Source organism: Pseudahrensia aquimaris, assembly GCF_042676045.1.
GTDB lineage: Bacteria > Pseudomonadota > Alphaproteobacteria > Rhizobiales > Rhizobiaceae > Pseudahrensia > Pseudahrensia aquimaris.
This window is the reverse complement of the sequence record NZ_JBHTJV010000026.1, coordinates 77,889-102,903: the sequence shown is the minus strand read 5'-3', so window position 1 is coordinate 102,903 and position 25,015 is coordinate 77,889. Positions and strand designations below refer to the sequence as shown.

The 25,015-nt window shown below is 55.3% G+C and carries 18 protein-coding genes and 1 tRNA gene; 6 read left to right on the top strand and 13 right to left on the bottom strand.

Annotated features, from left to right (window positions below; translation table 11 throughout):
* Position 1: 1 nt before the first annotated feature.
* From pdhA to ACFQ14_RS16160, 5 genes are all read right to left on the bottom strand, one after another.
* A complete protein-coding gene (gene pdhA, locus ACFQ14_RS16180) occupies positions 2-1,072 on the bottom strand; it encodes a pyruvate dehydrogenase (acetyl-transferring) E1 component subunit alpha (protein WP_377213796.1) in 1,071 nt (356 codons plus the stop codon).
* A gap of 165 nt (positions 1,073-1,237) precedes the next feature.
* Positions 1,238-1,552, bottom strand: a complete 315-nt coding sequence (locus ACFQ14_RS16175; protein ID WP_377213795.1) for an FtsB family cell division protein — start codon at positions 1,550-1,552, stop codon at positions 1,238-1,240.
* Positions 1,553-1,645: 93 nt separating this feature from the next.
* Positions 1,646-2,926, bottom strand: a complete 1,281-nt coding sequence (gene eno / locus ACFQ14_RS16170) for a phosphopyruvate hydratase (RefSeq protein WP_377213794.1) — start codon at positions 2,924-2,926, stop codon at positions 1,646-1,648.
* A gap of 74 nt (positions 2,927-3,000) precedes the next feature.
* Positions 3,001-6,513, bottom strand: a complete 3,513-nt coding sequence (gene mfd, locus ACFQ14_RS16165) for a transcription-repair coupling factor (RefSeq protein ID WP_377213793.1) — start codon at positions 6,511-6,513, stop codon at positions 3,001-3,003.
* On the bottom strand, positions 6,510-6,791 hold the full coding sequence (locus ACFQ14_RS16160) for a succinate dehydrogenase assembly factor 2 (protein ID WP_377213792.1): 282 nt from the start codon (positions 6,789-6,791) through the stop codon (positions 6,510-6,512). Before ACFQ14_RS16160 ends, mfd begins: the two co-directional genes overlap by 4 nt.
* Positions 6,792-6,938: 147 nt before the next feature.
* On the opposite strand from ACFQ14_RS16160, the gene recG reads away from it, so the two are divergent.
* Positions 6,939-9,047 carry an ATP-dependent DNA helicase RecG gene (recG, locus tag ACFQ14_RS16155; RefSeq protein WP_377213791.1) on the top strand — a complete coding sequence of 703 codons (2,109 nt, stop codon included), beginning with the start codon at positions 6,939-6,941 and terminating at the stop codon, positions 9,045-9,047.
* Here recG and ACFQ14_RS16150 read toward each other — a convergent pair.
* The 3 genes from ACFQ14_RS16150 to glmU form a co-directional block, all read right to left on the bottom strand.
* Entirely contained in the window at positions 9,044-9,724 is a 681-nt protein-coding gene (locus ACFQ14_RS16150; protein WP_377213963.1) for a DUF502 domain-containing protein, read from the bottom strand. The genes recG and ACFQ14_RS16150 overlap by 4 nt on opposite strands.
* A 168-nt stretch (positions 9,725-9,892) precedes the next feature.
* Positions 9,893-11,719: a glutamine--fructose-6-phosphate transaminase (isomerizing) gene (gene glmS, locus ACFQ14_RS16145; RefSeq protein ID WP_377213790.1), complete on the bottom strand. Its 1,827-nt coding sequence runs from the start codon at positions 11,717-11,719 to the stop codon at positions 9,893-9,895.
* Positions 11,720-11,867: 148 nt separating this feature from the next.
* Positions 11,868-13,223 carry a bifunctional UDP-N-acetylglucosamine diphosphorylase/glucosamine-1-phosphate N-acetyltransferase GlmU gene (gene glmU / locus ACFQ14_RS16140; protein WP_377213789.1) on the bottom strand — a complete coding sequence of 452 codons (1,356 nt, stop codon included), beginning with the start codon at positions 13,221-13,223 and terminating at the stop codon, positions 11,868-11,870.
* A gap of 156 nt (positions 13,224-13,379) precedes the next feature.
* Between glmU and ACFQ14_RS16135 the strand changes: the two genes are divergently transcribed.
* The 3 genes from ACFQ14_RS16135 to ACFQ14_RS16125 all read left to right on the top strand — a co-directional run bounded on the left by ACFQ14_RS16135 (position 13,380) and on the right by ACFQ14_RS16125 (position 17,601).
* Complete coding sequence (locus tag ACFQ14_RS16135) at positions 13,380-14,006, top strand: hypothetical protein (RefSeq protein WP_377213788.1); 627 nt, start codon at positions 13,380-13,382, stop codon at positions 14,004-14,006.
* A 157-nt stretch (positions 14,007-14,163) separates the two neighbouring features.
* On the top strand, positions 14,164-16,602 hold the full coding sequence (locus ACFQ14_RS16130) for a peroxidase family protein (protein ID WP_377213787.1): 2,439 nt from the start codon (positions 14,164-14,166) through the stop codon (positions 16,600-16,602).
* 63 nt (positions 16,603-16,665) lie between these two features.
* Positions 16,666-17,601, top strand: a complete 936-nt coding sequence (locus ACFQ14_RS16125) for a DMT family transporter (protein ID WP_377213786.1) — start codon at positions 16,666-16,668, stop codon at positions 17,599-17,601.
* On the opposite strand, the gene ACFQ14_RS16120 is transcribed toward ACFQ14_RS16125, so the two are convergent.
* On the bottom strand, positions 17,598-18,803 hold the full coding sequence (locus ACFQ14_RS16120) for a hypothetical protein (protein ID WP_377213785.1): 1,206 nt from the start codon (positions 18,801-18,803) through the stop codon (positions 17,598-17,600). The genes ACFQ14_RS16125 and ACFQ14_RS16120 overlap by 4 nt on opposite strands.
* A 37-nt stretch (positions 18,804-18,840) precedes the next feature.
* Positions 18,841-19,629, bottom strand: a complete 789-nt coding sequence (locus ACFQ14_RS16115) for a cytochrome c biogenesis CcdA family protein (protein ID WP_377213962.1) — start codon at positions 19,627-19,629, stop codon at positions 18,841-18,843.
* Between the two features lie 212 nt (positions 19,630-19,841).
* On the opposite strand from ACFQ14_RS16115, the gene ACFQ14_RS16110 reads away from it, so the two are divergent.
* Together ACFQ14_RS16110 and tgt are read left to right on the top strand one after the other, a co-directional pair.
* Positions 19,842-19,917, top strand: a tRNA-Lys gene (locus ACFQ14_RS16110).
* A gap of 52 nt (positions 19,918-19,969) precedes the next feature.
* Positions 19,970-21,127 carry a tRNA guanosine(34) transglycosylase Tgt gene (gene tgt, locus ACFQ14_RS16105; protein ID WP_377213784.1) on the top strand — a complete coding sequence of 386 codons (1,158 nt, stop codon included), beginning with the start codon at positions 19,970-19,972 and terminating at the stop codon, positions 21,125-21,127.
* A gap of 1 nt (position 21,128) precedes the next feature.
* On the opposite strand, the gene ACFQ14_RS16100 is transcribed toward tgt, so the two are convergent.
* From ACFQ14_RS16100 to queA, 3 genes are all read right to left on the bottom strand, one after another.
* Entirely contained in the window at positions 21,129-21,575 is a 447-nt protein-coding gene (locus tag ACFQ14_RS16100; protein ID WP_377213783.1) for a DUF4864 domain-containing protein, read from the bottom strand.
* Positions 21,576-21,737: 162 nt separating this feature from the next.
* Positions 21,738-23,777, bottom strand: a complete 2,040-nt coding sequence (locus ACFQ14_RS16095; RefSeq protein ID WP_377213782.1) for a calcium-binding protein — start codon at positions 23,775-23,777, stop codon at positions 21,738-21,740.
* A 132-nt stretch (positions 23,778-23,909) separates the two neighbouring features.
* Entirely contained in the window at positions 23,910-24,971 is a 1,062-nt protein-coding gene (queA, locus tag ACFQ14_RS16090; RefSeq protein WP_377213781.1) for a tRNA preQ1(34) S-adenosylmethionine ribosyltransferase-isomerase QueA, read from the bottom strand.
* Positions 24,972-25,015: the final 44 nt, after the last annotated feature.

Sequence of the window (25,015 nt, the reverse complement as noted above, 5' to 3'; positions counted from 1 at the left end):
CTTAAGCCCCCACGGTTTCTGCTTCGACCGGCAGCAGGATGTCGGTGTACAGTTCGGACGGGTCCGGCTCCGGGCTCTGTTGGGCGAAATCCGCGCTTTCGGCCACGATGGCGCGCACTTGTTTGTCTATCGCTTTAAGATCGTCTTCGCTTGCCCACTTGTTCTCCAAAATGCGCTGCTTAACCCGTTCAATTGGGTCGCTCTCCGAGCGCATTTTCTGGACTTCATCCTTAGTCCGGTATTTGGCGGGGTCAGACATGGAATGACCGCGGTAACGGTAGGTTTGCATGTCCAGAATGATCGGCCCTTTGCCTGAGCGGCAGTGTTCAACGGCGATATCACCGGCGGCCTTCACCGCTCGCACGTCCATCCCATCAACTTCCATGCCAGGAATGTTGAACGAGCAACCGCGGCGGGCAAACTCCGTCAGAGCGGACGAGCGGTGAACGGCAGTGCCCATAGCGTAGCGGTTGTTTTCGATGATGTAGATGACCGGCAAATCCCAAAGCTTCGCCATGTTGAAGCTTTCATAAACCTGCCCCTGATTCGACGCGCCATCGCCAAAATAGGTGAGGCTAACGCGATCATTCTCGCGGTAGCGGTTGGCAAAAGCCAAGCCCGTACCGAGCGATACTTGCGCACCCACAATACCGTGGCCGCCGTAGAAATCTTTCTCTTTGGAGAACATGTGCATCGACCCGCCCTTGCCGCGCGAATAGCCGCCCTCACGGCCCGTCAGTTCAGCCATGACGCCCTTGGGGTCCATGCCACAGGCCAGCATATGGCCGTGGTCGCGGTAAGCGGTGATCACCTGATCGCCTTCGCCGATGGCCATCTGCATGCCCGTCACGACAGCCTCTTGCCCGATATAGAGGTGACAGAAGCCGCCGATAAGGCCCATGCCGTAGAGTTGGCCGGCCTTTTCTTCGAAGCGACGAATAAGCAGCATATCGCGGTATGCTTGCAGCTCTTCGTCTTGGCCCAAAGTGGCGGGCGCTGGTGTTTTGAGAAGCCCCGGAATGCGGGAAGCGGATTTCGTCTTCGACGTTGTCGCCACGGAAAGCCCTTTCATCTGCACAGAGCCTTGCGCGGTGCGCTGTTGCGCAACCGTTGGCTCCCTGTGCATAACAATAGGGAAATGGGTGCTGAATTCAATAACAAATAACACCTCGTAAAAAGGTAATAAGCTATTCAAAAAACGCTAATAATAGCCAGTTAACTCGTTTTATAATAACTGCTATTTTCCGTACAGAAGAATGATTTCGTCCTCGCGCACCATGTTCAGCTGTCGGCGCACCTGTTCGTCGATCATATCGCGTTCCATGCTGCCGCGCTGAAGCAGGGCTACGCGGTCTTCGAGAATTTCCCGACGGTCGACGAGGATTTTCAGTTTTGCTTCTTGCACATCAATCTTGCTCTTCATCACGATGTGGGCACGGATGCCATATTGGCCATCAAAGGCATGAAAGCCGAAATAACCAAGGATCATCATCGTCGCCAGCGGGGCGATAAAGCGGCTTAGGCGCAGGCCTTTTTTCGGTTTAACAGCCATAGTTTGCCACTCCGGTGACAACTTGAATCGGAACCATCTCACATTGCTGGACGAGGGTTAATCAATCCTTACTGATCCTAAAGCACCCGCTCTTCAGGCTGACTTAACCACCGACATGCCGGCATACTCTGCCTGGGTTCCAAGTTCTTCCTCGATTCGCAGAAGCTGGTTGTATTTCGCCAAACGGTCGGAGCGCGACAGCGAGCCGGTTTTGATCTGTCCGCAATTGGTAGCAACGGCAAGATCGGCAATCGTCGTGTCTTCCGTCTCTCCAGAGCGGTGAGACATAACAGCTGTGTAAGACGCGCGATGTGCCATATCGACGGCTTCTAGGGTTTCAGTCAGCGAACCGATCTGGTTGACCTTCACGAGAATGGAATTCGCAACACCATCCTTGATGCCGCGCGAAAGACGCTCGGTGTTGGTAACGAACAGATCATCGCCCACGAGCTGGCAGGTCGCGCCCATCGTGTCTGTCGCGGTTTTCCAACCGGCCCAGTCGTCTTCATCCAAGCCGTCCTCGATGGAAATAATCGGATATTTCTGCGCGAGTTCCGCCAGATAGGCCGCCATGTCATTTGACGACAATTTGCGCCCCTCGCCTGCAAGATCGTAGACATCGTTCTTGTAGAATTCCGACGCCGCGCAATCGAGCGCCAGCATCACGTCTTCGCCAGGTTTGTATCCGGCTTTCTCGATGGACTGCATCACGAAATCCAGAGCTTCCGGCGCGGAGCCGATATTGGGGGCAAAGCCGCCTTCATCGCCCACATTGGTGTTGTGACCGGCATCGTGCAGGCGCTTTTTCAGCATGTGGAAGATTTCCGCCCCCATCCGCAGCCCTTCGCGGAAGCTTGGCGCGCCGACCGGCATGATCATGAATTCCTGAAAATCAATCGGATTATCGGCATGTTCGCCACCATTGATGATGTTCATCATCGGCACCGGCAGCACGCGGGCGGAAGGGCCGCCGATATAACGATAGAGCGGCAAGCCGCAGCACTCGGCAGAAGCCTTCGCCACCGCCATCGAGACGCCGAGGATGGCATTGGCACCCAGCTTTGATTTGTTCGGCGTGCCGTCGAGCTCAATCATCATGCGGTCAATGCGCACTTGCTCTTCGGCGTCCATATAGGCGAGTGCGTCGAAGATATCGTCGTTGACGGCAGCAACGGCCTTCTCGACTCCTTTGCCCAAATAACGGTCCTTGTCGTCGTCACGCAGCTCAACTGCCTCGTATTTTCCTGTCGATGCGCCGGAAGGCACCGCAGCGCGGCCAAAGGAACCGTCTTCCAAAACGACTTCGACTTCGACTGTCGGGTTGCCGCGGCTGTCGAGGATTTCGCGTGCGTGGATTGTTTCGATGGCTGTCATGGTTGGGGCCTTGATCGAGAGCTGTTGCGCTCTGATAAGCCAGCGGCAAACGAATTTGAAGCACCTAAATCGGTTTAAGCCACCATTTTCGCCAATTGGCTGATGACAACCGCAGAACCGCGCAAGCGTTTCTCGGGCGTCGCCCAGTCACGTTGCAGCACGATGGACTGGTCGGGGCGAATTTTTGCGAGCGAGCCCTGCTCGCCAATCCAGCCGATCAAAGCGCCAGGATCGGCAAATTCGCGGTTGCGGAATTGGATGACGACGCCCTTCGGCCCCGCATCGAGCTTTTCGACATTGGCGCGGCGGCACAGAGCTTTAACGAACACGATCTTGAGCAAGTGATCTACTTCTTCCGGCAACGGGCCGAAGCGGTCGATCATTTCTGCGCCGAAAGCATCAATGTCTTCAGCGTTATCCAGTTCGGCCAAGCGACGGTAGAGGCTCATGCGCAGGGTAAGATCAGGAACATAACTTTCCGGGATCATCACGGTTGCACCGACGGTGATCTGTGGCGACCATTTGCCCTCTATCTCGCCGTCACCGCCGTCTTTGAGTTCGGCCACAGCCTCTTCCAGCATTTGCTGATAAAGCTCAAAACCCACCTCGCGGACGTGGCCGGATTGCTCTTCGCCCAAAATATTGCCCGCACCGCGAATATCGAGATCGTGGCTTGCCAGTTGGAAGCCCGCGCCCAGCGTGTCGAGCGTTTGCAGCACTTTAAGGCGGCGCTCTGCGGCTGGCGTAAGCAGTTTGTTCGCGCTGTAGGTAAGCATCGCATAGGCGCGAGTTTTGGAGCGCCCCACCCTACCCCGAAGCTGGTAAAGCTGCGCCAAACCAAACATGTCGGCCCGATGCACGATCAACGTGTTAGCGGTGGGGATATCGAGACCGGATTCCACGATGGTAGTGGATAGAAGCACATCATATTGGCCTTCGTAGAAGGCGTTCATGATGTCTTCCAGCTCCGATGGTGGCATTTGCCCATGGGCGATTGCAACCTTCAGTTCCGGCACCTGTTCGGAGAGAAATTCTTGCCGCCCTCGCAAATCGGAAAGCCTTGGGCAGACATAGAAACTCTGTCCGCCACGATAGCGTTCGCGCAGCAATGCTTCGCGGATGGTCACGCCATCAAAGGGCGAAATGAAGGTTCGCACGGCCATGCGGTCCACTGGCGCGGTGGTGATGAGCGACAGTTCGCGCACACCCGTCAGCGCCAGTTGGAGTGTGCGCGGGATAGGCGTGGCGGAAAGTGTGAGAACATGAACATCGTTCTTCAACTCTTTCAGCCGCTCTTTGTGCTTCACGCCGAAGTGCTGTTCTTCGTCGATGATCAGCAGGCCCAGCCGTTTGAAATCGACCGATTTGCCAAGCAGCGCATGGGTGCCGACGATAATGTCCACCGTCCCGTCCTTCGCGCCCGCCTTGGCTTCGGAGAGCTGCTTGGAGCCGACGAGGCGCGAAGCCTGAGCAATTTTCAGCGGCAGACCGTGGAAGCGTTCTGTGAACGTCTTGTAGTGTTGGCGCGACAGCAGCGTTGTCGGCACCACAACCGCAACCTGTTTTCCCGCCATTGCGGTTACAAACGCGGCGCGCAGGGCAACTTCGGTTTTGCCAAAGCCCACATCGCCGCAGATTAGGCGGTCCATAGGTTGTCCAGACGCCAAATCGCCAAGCACGCTTTCGATGGCGGTTAGTTGATCCTCGGTCTCCTCATAGGGGAAGCGGGCGGCGAATTCGTCGTACAACCCTTCCGGCAATCGGATTGGATCGGTGGTCTTGAGCTTGCGTGCAGCAGCGATGGCGATAAGTTCGCCTGCCATTTCCAGCACGCGCTTCTTGAGTTTCGCCTTTCGCGCCTGCCAGTTTGCGCCGCCGAGACGGTCCAGCATGACTTCGGTGTCGCTGGAGCCATAACGCGAGAGGAGTTCGATATTCTCCACTGGCAGGAACAGTTTGTCGTCGCCATGATAGCGCAGTTCGAGGCAATCGTGCGGTGCGCCAGCGGCTTCAATTGTTATGAGGCCGTGGAAGCGGGCAATGCCATGATCGACATGGACGACCACATCACCTGCCGAAAGGCTGGAGACTTCTGAGAGGAAATCGGAACCTTTGCGCTTTCCGGAGCGGCGTTTGACGAGCCGATCGCCCAGAACGTCCTGTTCTCCAATGATCGCGAATTGTGGATCTTCAAAACCAGATTCGATGCCGATTACAGCAAGCGCGGTGACGCCTTGGTCCAGTGTCTCCAACTCCGCGAAACTCTCGATGCGTTTTACATTGGTCAGATCATGCTCTTCCAGCACCTGAACGAGCCGATCCTGAGCGCCTGCGCTCCAAGAGGCAATGACCACCTTCTTGCTCTCATCACGCAAATTCGCGGCATGGTCGGCCAGCAGTTGGAAAATATTGCCCTGACCCGATGCTCTTTCAGCCGCGAAGTTGCGTCCCTGACGCGCCTCTAGAGAAAGCGTCCGAACTCCTTCTTCAAAGTCCGGCGTTTCGAAAGGTGAAAGGTGCAGTGCGTCAAAAGCCTTGATTCCAGCAAGTGCCTTTTCGTGATCGAGATAGAGCGTGTCCGGCTGAACGGGCTTGTAGGGCGTGCCACCTTCACCGTCGCTGGAGTCCTGTCCACGCACCCGGGCCTCGTAGTGATCTTCTATCTGATCCCAACGCTGCTCCAATGCTTGATTGACCAGATTGTCGACCACCAGTTTCTTGCCTGATAGATAATCAAAGCCGGTCTCAAGACTGCCGTAAAACAACGGCAACCAATGCTCCATGCCCGCATACCGACGGCCTTCGCTGACAGCGGCATAGAGCGCGTCATCGCGGGTGGCTGCGCCAAAGGTGGAGAGATAGTTGGTTCGAAAGCGGGCGATTGTTTTGGGGTCGAGTGTTACTTCGCTCATGGGCGAAAGGTTCACTTCGCGCAATTGCTCTTCCGTTCGCTGACTTTCAGCATCGAAGGCACGCACGCTCTCCAGCGTCGAACCGAAGAAATCAAGCCGCACGGGCTTCACCGCGCCAGGGGCGAACAGATCAACGATGCCACCACGCACCGCATACTCACCCGCGTCGCGCACGGTCGGTGTGCGTTGGAAGCCATTTCCCTCCAGCCAACCGACCAATTCTTCCATCTCCACCATCTGCCCCGGTGCAAGGCGCATCACCTGTGCGCCCATAACGGATCGTGGCGGGGCTTTCTGAAGCAGTGAATTCGGTGTCAACGTGATTAGGCGGGGACGCTCCAGCGCATCGCCTCGCGCGATCATCGAAAGCGCGGAAATGCGTTGCGCCAAAACATCGCTGCTGGGGGATACACGGTCATAGGGCAAACAATCCCACGCGGGAATGTGCACGATATCCGCCCACGGAGCGAAAAAGCCGAAGGTTGCTTCAATGTCCTGTGCCCGCTGTCCGTCCCGCGCAATGTAGACAAGCTCCGCAGCACCACCGCGCTCGGAGGCTTCGCGCAATAGATGGGCGAGGACATGGGCTTCGTATCCATCGGGCACGCCCCCGGCTCTTGTGGTGCCTGGTTCATACAGCCAATTGGCAAGCCGCTTGAGCGGTTGGGAAATCATGTGGCCGTATCTGCCGTCCCGTGAAACAAACGAATGCGGTGGACGATCGGCGTATCCCAGTTTTCCGGTATGGGATGCGTGCCAGAGAGCCATTTGTAGATTTCAGGGTCAGGCGCGGTCATCAATTGTTCCAGATCATCCAGTTCGGCGTCCGTGAGGTTCTCCAACTCAGCGTCTGCAAAATTACCGAGCACCAGGTCCATCTCCTTCGTGCCTCGATGCCAAGCGCGGAACAGGAGCATTTTGCGGCGGGGATCGAGATTTGCAGAGGTGCGCATCGGAACAGACCTATGGCGATTTGAAATTAGGTTCTGCGCTTATAGGCAAGCGTGGAGCATGTGTCAGCCGAAAAGGCTGATGAAATTTAGGTGTGAGACGGGTAGCCGCATCTTGCGGGAGTTGATCCGTCTTGGCACGGTCGCGCAATGCGTCCCGATATCCTCAACCCGCTGTTTGCGCCCGTCGAAAAGCTGCCCGGCATTGGGCCGAAACTTGCGGTGTCGTTGACCAAGCTGCTGCGTGGAAACAACCCCGACACGGGTGCGCGGGTGATTGATCTGCTGTTCCACCTGCCCCATTCAGTGATTGACCGTCGCAACAGGCCGGAAATTGCCGACACGCATCAAGGTGTGCTGGCGACTATCAAAGTGCGTATCGACCGCCACGAGCCGCCGCCACGCGGCAAAGGACGGCTGCCCTATCGCATCTATGTCCACGATGAGACGGGCGAAATGGCTCTCACATATTTCCACGGCCAAGGCTCTTGGCTGGAAAAGCAGATGCCGGTTGGCTCCGTGCGTTATGTCAGCGGCAAGGTGGATTGGTTTAACGGTCGCGCTGCAATGGTTCATCCCGATTATGTGGTGGCGGAAGAAAAGCTGCACGAATTGCCGATGATTGAGCCGGTATATCCGCTCTCTGCAGGCATTTCACAGAAGATCATAAACAAGGCGGTCCGCGCTGCTGTCACCCATCTGCCCGATCTGCCAGAGTGGATTGAGGCAAATGTGCTGGCGCGGCAGAGCTTTCCGACCGTTCAGGAAGCCTTGGGCCGTCTTCACAATCCGCAAGATGCGCTCGACGTTTCGCCCCAAGCTGTCGCTTGGAAACGTCTCGCCTATGATGAAATGCTGGCGGGCCAATTGGCGCTGGCATTGGTGCGTTCAAAGATGAAACGCGGCGCTGGCAAAGCGTGGAAAGGGGATGGTTCGAAACGGCGCATCATTCTCGACGCTATCCCCTACGAACTCACTGGTGCACAAAAGCGCTCTGTCGGTGAGATCGTTTCAGACATGGAAAACCCTCAGCGCATGTTGCGGCTGCTTCAAGGCGACGTCGGCTCCGGCAAAACCATCGTTGCGTTGCTCGCTTGCGCTGCCGCGATTGAGGCTGGCGGTCAGGCTACCATTATGGCGCCCACCGAAATTCTCGCGCGTCAGCATCTGGCGACTATTGGGCCGCTGGCTGAGAAAGCAGGTATTCGGCTGGCCATTCTCACAGGCCGGGAAAAGGGCAAGGAACGCGAGCGGATTTATGCGGAATTGGCGTCCGGCGACATTGATCTATTGGTTGGCACCCACGCGATCTTTCAAGCCAATGTTGTGTTCAAAGACCTGGCCTTGGGCATAGTAGACGAGCAACATCGTTTCGGCGTCCATCAGCGGTTATCGCTCGCCTCAAAGGGCGGAGCTGCGGATATTCTTGTCATGACGGCGACGCCCATCCCGCGTACGCTGGTGCTGACATTCTTTGGCGATATGGATGTCTCGAAACTCGATGAAAAGCCGCCCACACGCCAAAAAGTCATCACCAATGCCCTGTCGATGGAACGGCTGGACGAACTCGTCGGCCGGGTGAGCGATGCGGTGGCAAAGGGCGGCAAGATTTATTGGATTTGTCCGCTTGTGGAAGACAACGACGAACTGCCTGTCACGTCTGTCGAGACACGGTTTGCTGCCTTGCAAAAAGTGCTGGGCGAAAGAGTTGGGCTGATACACGGACGCATGAAACCTGCGGAGAAAGATGCAGCGATGGATGCGTTCAAAAATGGACGCACCCAGGTTCTAGTGGCGACAACCGTGATCGAAGTGGGCGTTGATGTGCCGGATGCCACGATTATGGTGATAGAGCACGCGGAACGCTTTGGGCTGGCGCAACTGCATCAATTGCGCGGACGAGTTGGCCGCGGATCGATGGCATCGACCTGTCTGCTGCTTTACAAAGCTCCACTCGGCGAAGTGGCTCAAGCGCGGATCAAGATCATGCGGGAGACGGAAGACGGATTTCGCATAGCGGAAGAAGATTTGCGGTTGCGGGGCGAAGGTGAAATTCTCGGCACCCGTCAATCTGGCGGACCGGGCTTTCAAATAGCGCGAGCCGAAGAGCACGGGGAATTATTGGAGATTGCGCGAGACGATGCGCGTCTGATCTTGAATGACGATCCAGATTTGGCTTCCCCACGCGGACAAGCGCTGCGAGTCTTGCTTTATCTGTTCTCTAAAGACGACGCCGTGCGCTTGTTGCAAGCAGGCTAGGTCTTTTCCTTTTTACGAACCTGCTTGGCTTTTTCATGGGCGGCAATGGCCGCCGCCTTTTTGCTTTCGAAATCCGGCGCGACCAATCCAGCAGAAATAACAAGCTTCGCGGCCTCTTCAACGCTCATATCCAGCTCAATCACATCGGTTTTCGGCACGAAAAGCAGGAAGCCTGATGTCGGATTGGGAGTAGTTGGTAGAAAGACACTGACGGTCTTGCCCGCTGGTTGATCCAGCCTCGCTTGAACCTCGCCAAGTGTATCGGTGGCGACGAAAGCCAATGCCCAGAGGTCTTTGCGCGGGTATTCGACCAGGACGACCTTTTGAAAGCTGGAGGCGTCGCCTTCAAAAACGGTCTCGAATATCTGCTTCAACGCTGAATAGATGTTGCGCACCACCGGCATTCGCGCCAGCAAGCGCTCTCCGTAGCCGACTATGGAGCGGCCAATAAGGTTTGCCGTAAGGAACCCAACAATTGTGATGAGGAAAAGGGCAACGATCAGTCCAAAACCGGGGACCGCAAAGGGCAGATATTCGTCTGGATTGTAGACGCGGGGGATGTAGGGCTTCACCCAGGAATCGACCCATTCAATGATCGACCAGGTGAGATAAATCGTCAGAAACAATGGCGCGCAGATGACAAAGCCGGTGAAGAAATAATTCCTCAGCCGCGCCATGCCCGATGTGCGCGCACGCTTTTCTGGTGCCATGTCTTTGTTTTTTGCCAATGTCCTATTCAGGTAGCCTGTGGCCCCTGCCCGCTTGAGCGCACCTCTCGCGCGCGCTCCATCATGCCCTTGTTCGAGCAACCATACAATTCACCATTGAGGCATGACAGTGGCGGGTTACTCGACCGTTACCGATTTTGCCAGATTGCGCGGTTGGTCCACATCGGTGCCCATGTGGACGGCCGTATGGTAGGCGAGCATCTGAATGGGCAATGCGTAAATGATCGGTGTGATGATCTCCGGCATTTCCGGCATCACGATGATCTCTGCCTCGTCCATGCCGACAGCCTCGGCGCCCTTGGGATCGGTGATCAAGATAATCTGTCCGCCGCGGGCAGCGACTTCTTGCATGTTGGATACGGTTTTTTCGAAAATACGGTCATGCGGCGCAATCACAACGATGGGCATGTTCTCGTCCACCAAAGCAATCGGTCCGTGCTTCAACTCGCCTGCCGCATAACCCTCAGCGTGTATATACGAAAGTTCTTTGAGCTTCAGCGCGCCTTCCATAGCGAGCGGGAAATTCGTGTCGCGACCCAGATACAGAACGTGCTGCTTGTTCGCCAGACGGTGTGCCAATTTTGCAATCGTATCCTCAAGATGCAGCACTTCGTTTGCATAGCGTGGGGCTTCCGACAGATCGCGCACCAATTGCTTTTCGCGTTCGCGGTCAATGTGACCGCGCTGAACGCCTGCGGCAACCGCTAGCGATGCCAACGTCGACAATTGGCATGTGAAGGCTTTGGTGGATGCAACGCCAATTTCCGGCCCGGCAAGCGTTGGGAAAACGCTGTGGGACGCACGAGCGATGGTCGATTCACGAACATTCACGACTGCGGCAAGGTGTTGGCCCTGCTCTTCGCAGTATTTCAAACCGGCCAACGTGTCTGCGGTTTCGCCAGATTGCGAAATGAACAGCGATAGGCCGTCTTTCGAAAGCGGCGCTTCGCGGTATCGAAATTCTGACGCAATATCGATGTCGACGGGCAATCGCGCCAGACCTTCGAACCAATACTTTGACGTGAGCCCGGCATAGTAGGCGGTTCCGCAAGCCGTCATATTGATCCGGTCGATCTTGGCGAAATCCAAGCCACCGCTTTCAGGCAGGTTCACTTGGAGGTTGTTGAAGGAAAGGTAGTGGCCGAGTGTGTGGCCAATCACTTCGGGCTGTTCATAGATTTCTTTCAGCATGAAATGGCGGTGATTGCCCTTATCCGCCAGCATCGCGCTGCCGCCGGAGATCTGTTGGCGCCGTTCCAGCTTGTTGCCATCAAGATCGAGTATTTGATAGGAAGTCTTTGTAAGAACGGTAAAATCACCATCTTCCAGATAGGTAATCTTGTTCGTAAACGGTGCCAGTGCCACCGCATCTGAGCCAAGATACATCTCATCTTCGCCATGACCAATTGCTAGTGGCGGGCCTTGCCGCGCGGCGACGATGAGATCGTCATGACCACCAAACAATACGGCTAAAGCAAACGCCCCGCGCAGAAGTTTGATTGCGGCAAGCGCGGCCTCTTGCGGGGCAAGCCCGTCTTTTATGTGTGAAGCCACCAGATGCGCGATGACTTCCGTGTCTGTTTGAGATGAAAAGGTGAACCCTTTGGCTTCCAACTCGCGACGCAGTTCGCGGAAATTCTCGATGATACCGTTGTGGACAACCGCGACTTCTTCTGAGAAATGCGGATGGGCGTTGACCTCGACAGGGGCGCCGTGGGTAGCCCAGCGCGTATGGCCGATGCCGATTGTGCCCGCCAGCGGTTCGTCTGAGAGGCGTTGTTCCAGATTACCCAACTTGCCCTCGGCGCGGCGACGACCAAGTTTGCCGCCATCAAGCGTGGCGACGCCTGCGGAATCGTATCCACGGTATTCCAATCTTTTCAGCGCATCGACGATCAACGGCGCGACGGGGCGCGTGCTAATGATACCAACAATTCCACACATATCCGTTCAACCCCTTTAGCTTGCAGACTCGGACCCGAGTCAGGTTGTGTCTGCGCTGCACCCATGTCTGCGGCGGCTTAACACTGTCGCACGCAAAAATAACTCACAAAACGTTTCAACCGTTAATGCGTGTCAGCCGAGAAGTGGCCTAAGCCTTCTTAGCATTTTTTATTGCCTGATTGCGCTTGCGAATTTTCGCTGCCAATCCCTTTATTGTCTTCTGCTCGCTGCGTTCCACCGCAAGCGCTTCGTCTGGCACGTCTTTGGTGACGACACTGCCAGCGGCGGTCATGGCATCGCGGCCAATTTCGATAGGCGCGACCAGCGACGAATTGGTGCCGATAAATGCGCCTGCGCCGATGGTTGTGGCGTGCTTGTTTACGCCATCGTAGTTGCAGGTAACTGTCCCTGCCCCGATATTGGCCTTGGTGCCAACCTTGGCGTCGCCGATGTAAGACAGATGATTGATTTTTGCGCCTTCACCGAGAACCGTGTTTTTGGTTTCAACGAAATTGCCGACCTTTGCCGATTTCTCGATCACCGTTCCCGGCCGCAGCCGTGCGAACGGGCCAATTACAGCGTCTTGGGAAACGATGGTGCCCTCCAGGTGAGAAAAAGATCGGATGGTCGCGCCACTTTTAACTATCACGCCTGCATCAAATACGATGTTGGGCTCAAGCACAGCATCGGGTTCAACCACTGTATCGTGTTGAAACAAGACCGTGGACGGGGCTGATATTGTCACGCCTGCACGCATCAATTCTTCGGCTTTGCGCGCTTGCCATAGCTCGCTCACCCTCGCCAATTGCACCCGATCGTTGACGCCCAGAGTATCGTTTTCCGGTACCTCAACGGCCATCGTATTCAAGCCATTCGCAACGCCAATCTGAACGGTGTCGGGTAGGTAATATTCGCCTTGTTCGTTGTCGTTTTTCACAGCCGTCAGCAGGTCTAAAAGCCTGTCGCCGCGAAAGGCCATGATGCCACTGTTGCAGAAGGTGATTTGGCGCTCTTCTTCGCTTGCATCTTTGTGCTCACGAATAGCGACGAGAGAATTACCGTCCATGATCATCCGGCCATAACCATGGGGCGTTGCGGTCTCAAACCCGCACACGATGATATCGCCACCATTGGCAAGTCCCTGTCGGGCTGTTGCCAAGGTCTCCGCTTTCAGAAGCGGGACATCACCGAACAGGATTATGATGTCGTCATAGCCCTGTTGTATGGCCTCGCTTGCCGCGAGAACGGCATGGGCCGTGCCCTTGCGTTCGGTTTGCTCATAGACTTTCAGGCTCTTGTCTAACGCCAAAACATGCTGCGAGACGCGCTGCGCCTGATTGCCTACCACAACCGCCACATCATTACTTCCCGCCAGTTTGGCGGCGGCGATGACATGGCCAACCATAGACAGGCCGGCAACGGGATGAAGCACTTTTGGCATTGCGGAAGCCATGCGCTTGCCCTCACCCGCAGCCAAGATGATTGTTAGGCATGTTCTTGACATCGATATCCCCAAGGACTTGCGAATTGGCAGTCTAGGCCAAATAAGCGAATTGGTCTTAAGCCGCAGTAAAACGGCGGCGCAAAAGTTGCGATTTCTTAACCTTCTTTGGTCGATAAACAAGCGGGGTGCAACGGTGGGAAAACCCTATGGGGAAGCATGATGAAGAAGTTTGGCAAGCAAAAGCCATCGGTGAAGGCGGAAGATCTGATCGAACTGTCTGCTAAGCGGGCTGCGCGTGAAGCAGCAGAATTTCACGTTGAGCAAGTTCGCAAGAGTGAAAGCAGCATTGGAACTTTTGCAATCTATGCTTGGGCATTCTTCGCATTTTCCGCCAGCGGCATTGCAGGTGGCACCGCCTACCTGAACACGTTGAAAGAACAACCAGAATTTATGGCGGCGGTCCTTAAACCAGCTCAACCTTCGTTGCCTTTGCAAGACGTTGATCCGATGACCACTGCCTCCGTCAAAAAGTGGGTTGAGCAAGATGGACCGATTGCCGTGACTCCAGTGGAAGCGACGCCCGCACCGCTGGGCGTTATTATGGGCGGCTACAATCCGTTGGAGGCTGTGTCGTCCGTATATCAAGGCACACAAGACAACCTCGAACTCGATCTTACAGATACGGAGCCTCTGGTGCGTTTCCGCCAGGAGGGCGAAGAGTTTCGCGCCGCTCTGGTGTTGGGCCCGTTCGACAGTCTGTCTAAGGCCACAAGTTTCTGTGCAAAAGCCCACACTTCGTGCGAAGTTTCCGCCTATTCTGGTGATCCTCTTTTCGCCGACTGAGGCCCCACCCTCCTAACTTTTAGCTTTCCGTGCGTTTACCATATGCCGCGACTGCTTGTGGCATAGCGCTTGCAATACCTTTTCCTGAATGCGGAAGTCGTCCATGATCTGTCTCAATTCGGGACAATCTGGACCCGAGTTGAGGAAACCGAGGGTTATGTCCGAGTATCGTGAGCCAAATGGGGCCAACAACAATTCCGAAAATCCCGAGATGGGACAAACGCACACGCAATTGTTGCGTGTTTCACAATCGGACTATGGCGATGGTATTTCCACTTTGGCGGGCGCTGACCGGCCGCTGGCTCGTGAAGTCAGCAACGCTGTCTTCGATCAGGACGAACCAATCGGCAACGAACTTGGACTGTCCAACTTTATGTGGATGTGGGGCCAGTTCATCGACCACGATCTTTCGCTAACGGAAAGTGGACTGACGCAAGAACCGGCAAATATGCGGGTGCCAACTGGCGACTTGATGTTTGACCCGCTCGGCACCGGCGAATCCGAAATTCAGTTTATGCGCTCTGCATTCGATGAAGAAACGGGTACTGAAACACCCCGCGAGCAAATCAACGAAATCACTCCATTTATCGATGCGGGCAGCGTTTACGGTTCTTCTCAAGAGCGTATGGACGCACTGCGGTCTGACGATGGCAAACTTATTATGTCTGATGGCGATTTGATGGGTTTCAACACCGCTGGCCTCGCCAATGCGCCTTCAACAGCGCCAAATTTGTTTCTTGCAGGTGATGTGCGCGCAAACGAGAATATCGGGCTTGCTTCTCTGCACACGCTGTTTGCCCGCGAGCACAATCGTTTGGTCGAAGAGCTTGCCGAGGAAAACCCGACCTTGGATGGCGAGACGCTCTTCCAAGAGGCCCGCAAAACGGTTGAGGCCCAACTTCAGATCATCACGTTCAACGAATTTCTGCCCAAACTGGTGGGTGAAGACGCGATTGCCGCGTGGGATGGTTACAAAGCTGACGTGGACCCACAGATTGCCAACGAATTTTCCACCGCTGCGTTCCGCCTCGGTCACACGATGCTGTCGAGCGATATTCTGCGCTTCAAGGAAGACGGCTCCGAGAGCGAATTCGGGCACCTACAACTCCGCGATGCCTTTTTCCGTCCTGACCGGCTGAGCAATGAGGGTGGAATTGAAGAAACGCTTCGTGGTGCGGGTATCCAAGAAGCAGAAGAGCTGGATTCGCAAATTATTGATGACGTGCGGAACTTCCTTTTCGGTCCTCCCGGCGCAGGTGGCTTTGACTTGGCGTCACTCAACATCCAGCGGGGCCGAGATCACGGCCTCGATGATTATAACGGTGCACGGGAAGCCTATGGGCTAGACCGTGCCGAGAGCTTTGCTGACATTACAAGCGATGAAGTCCTGCAAGAGCGCTTGGAAGAACTCTATGGCACTGTCGACAACATTGATCTCTATGTCGGTGGTTTAGCGGAAGATCCTGTTGACGGCTCGCTGCTGGGCGAACTGTTTCAGACCATCGTAGTCGATCAATTCATGCGCGTTCGCGACGGCGACAGCTACTGGCACGAAAACCGCATGAGCGAGGCGGAACTTGAAGCCGTGCGCGGTGTAACGTTGGCTGACATCATTGAGCGCAATTCAGATGTCGAAGTCATGCAAGAGGACGTGTTCACCGCATTTGATCGCGTGGGCGGTGGCGATGCTGACGACGTGTTGCGTGCAACCGAAGACGCGACTTTAATGCTCGGCGGTGCTGGCGACGACAGGATGTTCGGCAATGACGGACAACTGGAAATGCATGGTCAAGACGGCGAAGACCGTCTCTTCGGACGCGATGGCGACGATAAAATGTGGGGTGGCGCAGACGATGACACGCTCTATGGCCAAAATGGCGCTGACATGCTGGATGGCGGAGATGGCGCGGACCGCGTAATCGGCGGCAACGGCGACGACGCGCTGTTCGGCATGGGAGACGACGATACAATTTTTGGCGGTCGTGGCGAGGATATGCTCGTCGGTGGAGATGGCAATGACGGTCTGTATGGCGGCTCTGGCAGCGATATTCTCGACGGCGGCGCGGGAGATGATTTCCTGCACGCCGGGCGCGGCGCGGACACGATCATTTTCTCGCAAGGCAACGACACGGCGCTCGCTTTTTCCACCATCGAAGACACGCTCGACTTTTTACAAAGCGACAGCGTTTCCTCCATCGATGATCTGGTAATCACGGATCAAGGCCGCGATCTTTTGGTCGCAGATGCTGAGGGTAATTCGATTCTGCTGAAAGGGGTGCAGAATTTCTCAGATGTGAATGCGCTGTTCCGCGAAGAAAGCAGCCAGCCTGACGTCATTCGCGGCGGCCCTAACGAATTGCTCAACGGCACATCGGGCGATGATTTCTTCCTCGATACTGAGGGCAATCAGGTGATGATGGGCAAAGGCGGAACCGATACGATTATTCTTGCGGGCAGCCGCGATGACTATGACATTTCGTCGGTAGCCGGCGGAAACGGCTATCTGATCTGGAACGATGTGGGTTACGATTTTCTATGGAAGATTGAACAAGCACAGTTTGACGACGAAACGGTTGATCTGGACGAACTGGCCTGAAGCCTGCAATAGAGGGGCCAAGCACAATGGGCCTTCCTCAATCCTTTGACAAAACAAACAAGCATGACCACCGCAACGGCGGAAACGCCGCCTTCGCGCGAGCGCAGCGTCGCGTTGGCACTGTTGTTTGTGATGCCGCTGTTCTTCTCGACCAACATCATATTCGGCCGTGCCAGCATTGATGGCGGCCACACCGAACCCTACACGCTGGCCTTCTTGCGATGGACGTTCACCGCATTAATTCTGCTGCCGTTTGTATGGCCAAAGCTGCGTACCCATCGCGCTCTCATCGGGTCTCTGACGCCGACAATCGCTATGTTGGGGTTTCTCGGTATGTGGATTTGCGGCGCTCTTGTCTATGTCGCTTTGAAATATACATCCGCCACGAACGGCACGCTGATCTACACCACCGCTCCCGTCATGGTGTTGGTGATCGATTGGCTTTTCCGTGGACGCAAAACGAACATTCGGGAAGCGGCAGGTATTGGTCTTGCTTTTTCTGGCGTCGGAATCATAGTCTTTCGCGGATCTTTGGAAACGCTCTTGTCTTTGTCGTTTAACGTCGGTGATTTGATTTTTGTAGCGACCGCCTTCAGTTGGGCCGTCTATTCGGTTTGGCTGAAATCCGACAAGCTGGCACCGTTACAAACACTGCCTCTTTTTGCGCTCACAGCGGGTGCGGGCGCTGTGCTGCTGCTGCCGTTTGCAGCGTTTGAAACCGTCTCGCTCGCTACCTTCCCATCAACCTTAACGGCATGGGCACTGATTTCAGCGACGGTCATCATCTCGTCGCTGCTGGCGTTTTCGCTGTTTCAAAACGGAGTGCGCGTCGTCGGCTCGTCGATTACGTCGATCTTTCTGTATCTGTTGCCCGTATACGGGGTGGCGCTGGCCGTTTTGTTTTTGGGTGAAACTCTGTTCCCGTTTCATTTCTGGGGGATAGCGACAGTGCTCAGCGGTGTGGTGTTGGCAACATTCCCTGCCCGCAAAAAGGCTTAGGACTCGCCACCGTTTTTCATGAAAATTCCCATGTTCTGACCGACATGGCGCTTAGGGTGCAGCCTGCCTACGTTTGGAAAATTACGAACATTGGGAAATTTCAGCTGGCTGCCAAACACGCTGTCGTGTTGCATCAGAGACATTTTGACTGACGGCCATATAACACCGCGCAGGAAAAGCTGATCGTGATTGTGTACACCCAGCCGGTTTGGCTTTTTGCTTTTGGTGTAGGTGTTGATGAGCTCAGCAATGTCTGCAATCCGCCCTCCAACTCCGCCCCAAAGACCGGCCAGCATCAGTTCCGAGTGTGAATAGAAATCCCGCAAAACATGGAAGTCACAGTCGCTTTCAACCCATTCATCCACTGCGCATTTCTCACGAACTGAAATAAGACTGTCTGCATCGCGCACCATGAAGAAATCGACGTTGGGATCTGACGCCACCAAAAATCGCCAGAACAAGCCCGAACCGCTCTTGGGGTCGTGCATCTTCGGAATGATGTGAATCTGGCTCCCGGCGGCGGCTAATTGCTGTAACGTTTCAGTGGGAACGCTTTTGTCGACATAAAAACGACAGGTCCAGCCAGGAAAGACGTTCGGGCAAGCGCGCGCGTTTTCAATGGCGACCTTCAAATACCTTGGCTTCGTTCCAAACAGTGAAAACGAGATCACATTGGCGTTCTTGCGGTCGAAATCGAATATGGGACGGTCGCGTGCTGCCAAATCGAATGATGGTTTTTGCAATGCATCCTTGATGCGCAGCGATTCAGCACCGAACGGCGCTATTAATTCATCTATGTCCCAAGCGCCGCAATTGTGGGTGAGAACATCGTAAAGCTCTGCCTTGGCCTCACTATCCGGTTCGGCTTTTCCGGTTTCGTGTGCGCTTGCCAAGAGCTCGGCACGCCTGCTCGCTGGAACCGCGTCTTTCCCCTTGCGAGCAGCGATCAAGGCGTTGGCGAGTGAGCGCAGATCACGGTTCAATTCAAATGCTTGCGAAAACCGTTCATAGGCCTCACCAAACTTGCCATTCGTATGGGCGTGAAAACCGGTCAGATTGAGCACTTTGATGCGGTCTTGGTCTGACTGAGCCATGCCAATCAAGTCGTCCTGAGGCGTTTTGAGCGTATCCAGCAGAGGAATTGGGTCGGACGATTCCAGCAATGCGCGCAGTTCGCGCAAGCGCTCAGCAGCTTTTGCCATGATCAAATTTCCCGTGCCGCTTAGTCAGGCTGCAAGCCTAGCCGAATTCCTGCAGCGCTGGAAATGTTTCCAACAAGAAGAAAGCGGCATCCTGCATCCAGCCCGTCAGGAACATGATACCTGTCAAAACCAGCAGACCGCCCATGATCTTTTCAACGGTACCCAGGTGGCGTTTGAAGCGCTGGAGGAAGCCCATGAAGGTTTCGGCGAACAAGGCCGACAGCATGAACGGCACACCGAGACCGAGTGAATAGATCGCCAACATGCCCGCGCCTTCGCCAACCGACTCACGGCTGCCAGCCACAGAAAGCACAGCGCCTAAAACGGGTCCAATACAGGGCGTCCAACCAAATGCGAACGCAAGGCCCATCAGGAAGGAGCCGCCAAGGCTGGCTCTGCGTGAGCGGCTGGGTTGATCTGCTCCGAGGGTGGCTGTCCCTATTCCGCCAGCATTGCCCGTTTGAAAGCGCAACTCTCGATAAAGCAGGTCAATGCGCAATAGGCCAAGAAAGTGCAGGCCCATCAGTATGATGATGCCGCCGGCAACCATCGCCAGACCTTCTTGATATTGACGCACCATTGCGCCAATCGTCGATGCCCCGGCACCCAAGGCCACGAAGACGACGGTGAAGCCCATTACGAACGCAAAAGCGTTGGTCATCACTCGGGCGGTCACGGCAGCAGACTTTTTGCTTCCGGTTAGCTCTTCAATGGAAACACCGGCCAGATACGTCAGATACGGCGGGACGAGTGGCAACACGCAGGGCGAGATGAACGACAGCGTTCCTGCAAAAAAAATAGTGAAAAGAGTAATGTCTGCGCCCATAGTCCAGCCTAAAATACCAATCCGGTCTTTGTGATACATCCCAATTGCGGCGCTGCACAGTCACCCTTCGTCACACCTTTGTCAGCGGCTGCTTGCTTTGTTCAAAAACCCATGATCATCATCAGGCAAAAAAAGTGTCGCACGCGCTTCGAAGCGCTTGACCGTGGCGTGGCTATTTCCTATTGCTCGCCGCGTTCGTGACATCGTCGCGCGAGCCCGTAGCTCAGTTGGTAGAGCGCCTCACTTTTAATGAGGATGTCCACGGTTCGAATCCGTGCGGGCTCACCACTCCCCCCGCCCCAGCCGAAAACAAAAAAAGGCCGCTTAGCGGGATGATGCTATGACAGAGCGCGAGCAAACTTCAGCCGATCTCACATTCACCGTCAAAGCAACTGATGGCAAAGCAAGGCGGGGTGCGCTTTCCATGCCGCGCGGGACAATACGCACCCCTGCCTACATGCCCGTCGGGACAGCAGGCACGGTCAAGGCCATGTATATGGATCAAGTGCGCGATCTGGGTGCAGACGTTATCCTTGGCAACACATATCACTTAATGCTTCGGCCCGGCGCTGAACGTGTGTCCAAACTTGGCGGTCTGCACGAATTTGCTCGTTGGCCGCATCCAATATTGACCGATTCGGGCGGATTTCAGGTCATGTCGCTCTCGCAACTGCGCAAGCTGTCCGAAACCGGTGTCACATTCCAAAGTCATATTGATGGCTCGAAGTATGAGTTGACTCCAGAGCGCTCCATAGAAATTCAAGCTCTGCTCGACAGTGATATCCAGATGCAGTTGGACGAATGCATCGCCCTGCCCGCGCCCGTCAGTGAAATCGAGCGGGCAATGGAATTGTCTTTGCGTTGGGCAGAACGCTGCAAGAGCGCGTTTCTAACGCAAAGCGATCACAATGCCCGTGCGATGTTCGGGATCGTTCAGGGGGGTGATAACGAAGCTTTACGGGTCAAGTCAGCCAATGCGCTCAAAGATATGGACCTGAAGGGCTATTCCATCGGTGGCCTTGCAGTGGGTGAACCTCAAGAAGTAATGCTGGCTATGCTGGACGTCACCTGCCCTGAATTGCCGGAAGAAAAGCCGCGCTACCTGATGGGCGTCGGCACACCTGACGATTTGCTGAAATCCATCGCCCGTGGCGTGGATATGTTCGACTGCGTGATGCCAACCCGAGCAGGACGCCATGGCACCGCTTTCACACGCTTCGGTAAGATCAATTTGCGCAATGCGCGCCATGCAGAAGACCATCGGCCACTGGATGAGAAAAGCGATTGTCCTGCGGCGCGAGATTATTCACGCGCCTATTTGCACCATCTTGTCCGCTCCAACGAGGCGTTGGGCGGGATGCTGCTGACTTGGAACAATCTTTCTTATTATCAGGATCTTATGCAAGGTGCACGAGACGCAATCGAAGCCGCCGCTTATGCTGACTATCAAGCTGCTTGCAGCGCAGCTTGGGAACGGGGCGACATTCCAGCGCTTTAGACTAGGTTCCCAAAGTCCCTGCCGGAATGAGGCGCACGCCGCCAATTTTCCATGATCCATCGGCTTGTTTGCGCAGTGTATACAGCGCCTTCCATTCTTTGCCGTTTGGGCCACTGACAAAGACTTCCTGATACAGATCACCGTCTTTCATGCGGCTGCGGCCAAACTTCCATTGCTTCGCGTCGTAAATGGCGCCGTAGCCGTTCTTGACCATGCCGATGAAACGATCTGTTGAACCAAAAACCTGCTGCAGTGTCGGCGCGGCGTAGCCAAATGCCTGCTGATGATCACGCGAACGGAACGCTTTGAACTGACCGTCGATGATAGCCTGTCCCTGCCCGCGCAACGCGGCAGGCGCTTCGGCCTCAACGTTTTGGGCAAAGCTCGGCATCGCTGGCGTAAGCGCCAAAGCCATCGCGACTATGGCTTTTTGAATAAAACGCACCATTTTTGATCCTTCCGCATTCATTATTGTCTAGTAATACGACCCAAAAGCTAATGCGGTTTCGTCCAGCCGCAAAGGCGCGAAACGACGCTGGCATGGTTCCAAACGAAACAGGCGCCCAGCTTTCGCATGGGCGCCTGCCAAATTTGTTGGGGTGTATCGAGCCTAGAATAAGAAGTCGTCTGCGACCAAAGTGTCCCACGTCACGCCCGTCAGCGTGATAGTGCCGAACGCACCAGCATCAATCAGCGTGTCGCTTCCTTGATCAACCAGCGTCAAGTCAGCGAAGTCTGTGAATCCAATGTCATCAAGCCAGATGCGATCCACGATGCCGAAACCACCGACAAAGTCTGTGATCGTGTCATTGCCGAACGCGCCTTTGTACATGAACACATCGAGGCTATCGCCGCCCGTCAGCGTATCGTTGCCTTCCCCGCCCGTAAGGTAATCACGGCCATCGCCGCCTTCGATTACATCATCACCATCGTTGCCGTTGAGACGGTTGTTGCCATCGTCACCGATGATGGCGTCGGCGTAGATGGATGAGTAGACGTTTTCGACGTTAGTATATGTATCGCCAGCCGCTTCACCGCCTGTGCCGCCTGTTGCCAAGCTCAGCGACACGCCAGCGCTTGCGCCGGAATAATCGGCTGTATCGTAGCCGTCGCCACCGTCCAGCATGTCTGCGCCTTCGCCGCCGATCAGATAATCGTTGCCGCCTGCGCCCATCAGCATGTCGTCACCGTCGTTACCGTTGAGACGGTTTACGCCATTGTCGCCTTCTATCGTGTCGTCGAACTCTGTGCCGTAGACCGCTTCAATCGAGATAAACGTGTCACCAGCGGCTTCACCGCCCGTCCCGCCGGTCATCAGGCTCAAGGCAACGCCTTGTTCAGCGTGGCCATAATGGGCTGTATCCGTGCCAGCGCCGCCATCAAGCGTGTCAGCGCCAAAGCAACCGATCAGTGTGTCATTGCCGTCGAGGCCGTAGAGCATGTCGTCGCCCTCGTCGCCATTGAGACGGTTTTTGTTGTTGTCGCCGGTGATCGTATCGTCGTGATGTGAGCCAACCACGTTTTCGATTGCCACAAGCTCATCGCCTTGCGCATAGCCACCGTTGCCGGTTCCGTCCAAGAGACTGATCGTAACGGCTGCTTTGGAATAGTCGTATTCGACCGTATCAATGCCTGCGCCGCCATTGATGTAGTCTGCGCCGTCGCCACCCAAAAGATAATCGTCGCCACCACGACCATAAAGTTGATCATCGCCATCATGACCGACGAGGCGGTTACGCTCGTTGTCTCCGCGCAGGCTGTCGTCGTGATCGGAACCGTGCAGGTTTTCGATACTTGTATAAGTGTCGCCCTTTGCGTCGCCGCGGAAGCCGCGACCTGCTGCAAGGTCAACCAAAACACCACTCGTTGCCGATTTGAACGTTGCGGTATCGTTGCCTTCGCCGCCATCAAGGTGGTCTTTGCCAATGCCGCCATCCAACCAGTCGGAACCTTGCATGCCGTAAAGCTTGTCGTTTCCGTCTCCGCCGCTCAACCAGTCATTGCCCGGAGACGGTGCAGTGGATTGGACAGAGATGTTGTCTATAACAGCACCCCACCAATTTTCGGGACCGATACCCACGAGCTTCAGCGTGTTTGTGCCATCGCCGGTGCCTTCGGTGATATCCAGTTTTACCGTTTCCCATGTGTCGTAGGAATCGGGCGTCACAGTCGCGACAACCTCGCCATTCCATTCAACCCGCACGCCGTCCCGACCCAAGACGCGTTCATAAACAGGCATGGCGATATCGAAGGAGAGCTCGTAGACCGAGTCAGTTGCCATCAGATCAAGCGTGCGTTCGATGTATGTGTTCACATCGCTAGCGAGTTCCAAAACCTGGCCACGGCCTGTGTCGGTCAATGCAAATTCTGTTTCCAACAGCACAGAATGACCCAGTGGCGCATACCAAGAACCCAAATAAGCAGCTTCGTTTGTCGTATAGCCGTAGCCGAGCGTCGTGCTGGCAAAACCTTCAATGTTGCCATTTTCAACGAGTTGATCATTGCCGTCACCATAAATGGTGTCGTTGCCCTTATAGCCGTAGATCGTGTCATTGAGGTTTGACCCGATAATCGTGTCTTTTTTTTCTGTGCCCTCAAGCGTGAAGTCCAAACCAACACGAGGGTCAATGCCGTCGCCGTGCTCTTCCATATTCGTCGCCCTTACGTTCCCGTCGTCGTCCCTCCCTTTGCGAGAGGTGTTATGGCGACAGTGTATAGGGACGAAGTTTCAAGGCTTCGTTCATGGAAACGGTAAACGATGCGTAAGTGTTTTAAGACTCCATCAAGCCTTCGGCGCGGGGAATAACAGCGAAGAATCGCCATAGGAGTAAAAGCGATAGCCATTGGCAATCGCATGACCATAGGCAGCCTGCATGGTCTGCAACCCGCTTAGGGCGCTTACCAGCATGAACAGTGTCGATTTCGGCAGATGGAAATTCGTCATCAGTGCGTCAATGGCTTTGAAGTGGTATCCGGGCTGGATAAAAATATCTGTAGGTCCTGACCATGGCTTAATGGTGCGATCATCGCTTGCAGCACTTTCCAGCAGGCGCAGAGACGTTGTGCCTACAGCCACGATGCGACCGCCGGCGGCACGCACAGCGTTCAGCTCATCCGCAGTGGCCTGATCGACCAGACCCCATTCGGAGTGCATTTTGTGGTCGTCGGTATCGTCGACCTTCACAGGCAAAAAGGTGCCTGCCCCAACATGCAATGTCACAAAGTGGCGCGAAATGCCTCGCGCATCAAGACGGTCAAACAATGCGTCGGTGAAGTGGAGTCCCGCTGTGGGGGCCGCCACCGCACCGTCTTTTTCAGCATAGATGGTCTGATAGTCCTTGCGGTCTTTCTCGTCTTCAGGCCGCTTTGAGGCAATGTAGGGCGGCAACGGGATATGGCCGTAAGAGGCGAGCGATCCGTCAAGATCGCCGGCGCTCACATTGAAGCGGAACAACACTTCTCCGCCCTCGTTCTTTTCTTCCACTTTTGCATTGAAATCATCGGCGAATTGGACTGTCTCGCCGACTTTCAACTTCTTCGCGCCTTGGACGAATGCACGCCAAGTATCACTGCTTTCTTTCATATGCAGGGTCACGCCCACCTTAGCGACCGCATCGCCACGCGTTCTTGTGCCTTCCAATCGGGCGGGGATGACTTTGGTGTTGTTGAAAACCAGCGCGTCACCCGGTTGCAGCAGATCGGGTAGATCCAAAACGCCTGCATCGGCAAACGGTTCGGCCTGTGTCGGATCAACGACCAGCATCTTTGCAGCGTCACGCGGTTCGGCAGGGCGCAGCGCGATGTTTTCTTCCGGCAGATGAAAATCGAAGGCGTCAATGCGCATGGATGTTTCCAATTTTCCTACAAAAAGGGCGGAGTTTCCCCCGC